General features: G+C 43.4%; 6 protein-coding genes. 4 read left to right on the forward strand and 2 right to left on the reverse strand.

Annotated features, from left to right (window positions below):
• Positions 1 to 630: tetratricopeptide repeat protein (locus ACXADE_RS20055; RefSeq protein WP_474982286.1), on the forward strand; the 630-nt coding region annotated here is incomplete at its 5' end.
• A gap of 164 nt (positions 631 to 794) precedes the next feature.
• On the opposite strand, the gene ACXADE_RS20060 is transcribed toward ACXADE_RS20055, so the two are convergent.
• Positions 795 to 1,631, reverse strand: coding sequence for an ion transporter (locus tag ACXADE_RS20060; RefSeq protein WP_474808807.1), 837 nt, complete (start codon positions 1,629 to 1,631; stop codon positions 795 to 797).
• A 189-nt stretch (positions 1,632 to 1,820) separates the two neighbouring features.
• Here ACXADE_RS20060 and ACXADE_RS20065 point away from each other — a divergent pair, with 189 nt between their 5' ends.
• Positions 1,821 to 1,973 (forward strand): hypothetical protein, encoded by a 153-nt coding sequence (locus ACXADE_RS20065; protein ID WP_474808806.1) that lies wholly within the window; start codon positions 1,821 to 1,823, stop codon positions 1,971 to 1,973.
• 127 nt (positions 1,974 to 2,100) lie between these two features.
• Here ACXADE_RS20065 and tolC read toward each other — a convergent pair whose 3' ends face one another.
• A complete protein-coding gene (gene tolC / locus ACXADE_RS20070; RefSeq protein ID WP_474808804.1) occupies positions 2,101 to 3,498 on the reverse strand; it encodes an outer membrane channel protein TolC in 1,398 nt (465 codons plus the stop codon).
• A 296-nt stretch (positions 3,499 to 3,794) separates the two neighbouring features.
• On the opposite strand from tolC, the gene nudF reads away from it, so the two are divergent.
• Together nudF and ACXADE_RS20080 are read left to right on the forward strand one after the other, a co-directional pair.
• The gene (gene nudF, locus ACXADE_RS20075; RefSeq protein ID WP_474808802.1) at positions 3,795 to 4,421 is read left to right on the forward strand and encodes an ADP-ribose diphosphatase; all 627 of its coding nucleotides are present in this window, start codon (positions 3,795 to 3,797) and stop codon (positions 4,419 to 4,421) included.
• Entirely contained in the window at positions 4,418 to 4,858 is a 441-nt protein-coding gene (locus ACXADE_RS20080; protein ID WP_474808800.1) for a DUF1249 domain-containing protein, read from the forward strand. The genes nudF and ACXADE_RS20080 overlap by 4 nt, the downstream gene beginning before the upstream one ends.
• Positions 4,859 to 4,878 lie beyond the last annotated feature (20 nt).

Genomic DNA, 4,878 nt, shown 5'->3' on the forward strand with positions numbered 1-4,878 from the left:
ATCGCCCGCTTACATCTTATCGATAAAGCCCCTGAGCAGGCCGTTGACCACGCGAAGGCCGCTTATGATGCTACTTCAAACTCAGACAATGCTTTGCTGCTTGTTGCCGCCCTTGAGATGTCAGGTAAAAAAGAGCAAGCGTTTAGTTTTCTACAAAAGCACGTAAATGCGCACAATAACGACGTACAAAGTGCAATGTTGTTAGCTGAGCGTCAAATTGGTAATGATAGAGCCGCAGCCATCGATACCTACGAGCTTATACTTACTAAAACGCCTGATAATTTTGTAGTGCTTAACAACCTGGCGTATTTAGCGTTTGAAGATAAAGACCTTCAGCGAGCTGAAGAGCTAGCGAAAAAAGCGGTATCGCTGCAGCGTGAAAATGCTGATGCTGTAGACACATTAGCGCAGATTTATATCGCTAAAGGTGAGAAAGAAGAAGCGCTAACCCTGTATGAGCAAATATCAACAGGCCCCATTGCTAGCGATGAAGTGTATTTAAATCACGTAGCTTTGTTGCTTGAACTCGATAAAAAGGCCTTAGCGAAGCGACGCCTAGCAAGTAGGGAGTTCACCTCTGAAGCTGCAAAGCAAAGAGTAGAAAGCCTAAAGCAGCAGTACGGCGTGTAAGGCGCTTTGATAAAGGTTTTAGCTATTTATCTGACGCTGTTAGTTTTAGTTAGTAACAAAAACTGAAATGAAAGAAGGCCACTTATCGTGGCCTTCTCTTTATGGTTGCCTGTCTGCTTGGGTAGCTTCTGATTTACTACCTGTGTCTAGACAGCCTCTGGCAGTTATTCTCTGCTATTTTGTGACGCGACCTGCGCTTTTAGCTCTCGCAACTCTTTGAGCACATCATGCAGTGTAGGTTCGATATTGCCTTGTGCGATTTGCTCTTCAAGTAAGGCAGCTTCTTTTTCTGCTCTTGCCTTTTCGTTTTCTCTTTCCATCACATTGACCACAATACCAATGACCATGTTGAGGAAAGCAAAAGCGGTAAAGAAGATAAAGGTTAAGTAAAAAATCCAGCTGAGTGAGTACACTTCTTGAGTTTCGTACATCACATCTGTCCAATCTTCGAAGGTCATGATCCTAAAGAGTGTCAGCATAGAAATAGTGATATCGCCCCACAGCACCGGATTAATGTTTTCAAATAGTGTGCTGCCTACCGCTGCATATATATAGAAGATGATAAACATCAGCAGCATGACATAGCCTAGCTGAGGGAGAGCTTTCACTAGAGAAACAAGTAATATTCGAAGCTCTGGGATGATTGAAATCATACGAAGCACGCGGAAGACCCGCACTAAACGCGCAATCAGCGCAAGTTCAGTGTCGTCTGCCGGGATTAGACTTATAACTACAATGAGGGTATCAAACCAGTTCCAGAAACTTTTGAAAAAGTAACGCTTTTGCTTTTCCGCTAAAAAGCGAATTGTGATTTCAGTTAGAAAGAAAGCGCTGATAAACCAGTCTAAAAACAACGTAACAGATGACATGCCGGTAGGTAGTTCATAGGTCTTCGCACCGACTAATAGCGCCGATATCACGATGACGCTGATAACAAAGGCTTCAAACCATTTATTTGCTCTTATGCGCTCAAATTTATTTTGTAGTTCAGAGGCTTGCATTTTTATTTATCACTCAAGAAAAAAAACAATAAACCAAGAGGCTTGTCGTAAGCTTACTTGGCGTTATACTAAAGTTGTTGTTCGCACACTTTATGCGCCAAAATGTAGGGGCAAAAAGGCGACTTTAAAGCCTTAAACCCGGCAAAAACAACATCATTAAAAATAGAGACAAATCTAAAGGGCATAATCATGGATGATGAGTTACAGCTGTTGCAAGAGAAATTACGCGTCGTTTCAATGCGTTTATCTAATTTTGTAATGACTAAACAAAACGCTGAAGCATTATGTGATGAATATCGGCAGTTGTTGGGCGCATTAAAGAAGTTCTCTTGCGCAAAATAGCGAGTAGATATTCCTGCTAAACCTCAAATCACCAATTTTCAAATACCGGAGTAGGCACAAAAAAGGGCAGCCAGTCGCCACCCTCTTTATGTCGTACTCAAATGCTTACTTAGCGGTATAAAACAACCTATTGGTCGTTATTGCTCTCGACCGGCTTGAGACCGCGGTTGATCATAGCTACATCTTCACCTGTAAGGGTTCCCGCTGCTTGCTTAAGTGTAATCACAGACTGAATGAAGTCATAGCGAGCACCAGCAAGGTTACGACGCGCATCAAACAGGTTACGTGTGCTATCAAGTACATCAACGATAGTACGTGTACCTACATCAAATCCAGCTTCTGTTGCTTTAAGGGCGCTGTCTGCCGACACAACAGACTGCTCTAGAGCGCGAATAGTAGAGATAGACGCTTTTACGTTGTTAAACGAGCTACGAACCGACTGTACGGTCTGACGGTACGTCTGCTCAGCAACTTGGCTTGCTGCTACATAGTTGTACTTCGCTTGCGATGTTTGTGCGCTAACACTGCCGCCTTGGTAAATAGGTACACTCAATGTCACGCCAATAGACTGACTGTTTAAGTACGGCGTTTCATAACCAAATGGGGTCGTTGAGCCATCGTCGTTAAGAATCTCGGCGTCTACATCGTCTTTCGAACGGCCATAGCTGCCTGACAAAGATAACGTTGGCAAGTGACCCGAACGTGCGATTGCGATGTCTTCTTTCGCCACATCCATGGCTAAACGGTCTACCAACAATGCTAGGTTTTTGTCTTGGGCGGTTTCTAGCCAGCTATCTACGGTTTCAGGTACCGGCATAGTGGCTGAGAAATTATCTTTGTTTAATCCGTAAAGACGGTCGTGATATTTACCTGTAATCACACGCAGCGCTTCAAGGGCAAATTCAAGTTCGTTTTTAGCCTGAATTTCCTGAGCGACTGTGCTGTCGTAGTTTGCTTGCGCTTCATGCACGTCAGTAATCGCCGTAAGGCCCACTTCGAAACGTTGGCGTGTTTGTTCAAGTTGACGTTCAATCGCACGTTTTTCTGAACCTACAAACTCTACGTTGTCACGGGCACGCAATACGTCAAAGTAAGCAGTAACTGTACGTACAATTACATCCTGCATGCTTGCTGCAAGCTGCGCATCGCTTTGTTCAGCAATTTTTTCAGCGCGGTCTAAGCCCAACCAATTAGCGTGGTCGTACAGCGACATCGAAAGCGTTAAGCCGTAATCGATGGTGTCTACTTCTGTATCTGTGGTAAAAACCTGAAGGCCGTTGTCACCAGCAGCTTGTTGAAAGCGTTCAGAATCTGACATGGTGTAGCCCACAGAGCCCGATATTTGCGGTAGTAGACTTGCACGGCTAATACTAATTCCTTCAAACGCAGCATCACGTTGCGCTTTCGCTTGGTTTACCAATGGATCGTTCGCCAGTGCTTGTTGATATACCTGCATTAGGTCATCGGCTAGTGCACCAGTTGTCATCGAAACACCGATAACCAGCGACAGAAGTGTTCGTTTCATGCTTACGTCTTCCTGTTGTTTTCAAGTTGCGTCGTCATTTATTCGTTAAGACGACTTATTAAAACCAAGTGTATGAAAATTCAACCACAAACCGAAAGTCCAAACTCGTAACAGTATTCGATTAACTGTAACAGAATATGTGATCTACCCACGCAATTTTTATAGTAATAGACGACTTGTAATATGAGTTTTCTGTTATTCGTACACACTCAACATCGCATTTTTCATGCGTATACATGGCTGGTGTGTAAATGTACTATGTATGATAAATCTATTTGAACCATAAGTGTCAGCAAATGAGCAAGGAATTCCTTTCATTTACCTCAAATGACGTCGAAATTACCGACATTAAGCCAGTGTATCGTGGTTTCTTTACCATGAATCAGTATCAATTTAAGCACAAGTGTTTCAATGGAGAATGGAGCGACACGGTTACACGCGAAATTTTTGAACGCGGTCATGCGGTGGGCGTTTTGCCCTACGATCCTATTCTGCAAGAATTCGTGCTAATTGAGCAAGTTAGAATTGGGGCGTTAGCTACATCTTCAAGCCCTTGGTTAATAGAAATTATCGCAGGCATGATAGATAAAGGTGAGACTCCAGAAAATGTATGCCATAGAGAGTCCATGGAAGAGGCGGGAATAGAGTTACAAAACTTGACTAAGGCCTTAAGCTATTTATCGAGTCCAGGTGGTACCACGGAAAGATTACATATATTTATAGCAAAGACTGATGCTAACTTGGCAAAAGGAATTCACGGGCTTGAAAGCGAGTCTGAAGATATCAAAGTGCATCGCGTAAAAGAGAATACCGCTCTTGAATGGTTGGAAAATGGCCATATAGACAACGCCGCAGCAGTAATTGCGCTACAATGGTTCTTTATGCATAAAACACAACTTCTGGAGCAGTGGCAGACATCGTGACACAACGCAATCAACGAAAATACATCCCTCATCTTCCGTCAATGCAGGCGCTTTGCGAACTGAACTATGCTTATGTTCTTAGAATGCTACCTGACTGCGATACGGAAGATTTGAGTTATGAATTTTCTGTTGGCGTGGGATTAGCCTATGAGATCAGGATAGTGGACTCTGCTCGCTACACCAGCACGTTGAGCATAAAACAAACCACTAAAGACATGCCGACGTACCTAACGCCAAGTATGACGGTTCGCCTATATCATGATGCGCGCATGGCTGAAGTGATAAACAGCCAAAATACAGGGGCCCTTGAGCCTTCCTACGAATACCCTAATTTGAAGATGCGCCAGCGCAACGAAAAGCATATGGTAAATATCTTTTTAGCTGAGTGGCTAAACTTTTGCCTGCAACATTCAACAAACGTTACCTCTGAAGCGTGATATCACTAATACAGATAAGT

The sequence above is a fragment of the Halobacillus sp. ABR2_026 genome (genome assembly GCF_056158545.1).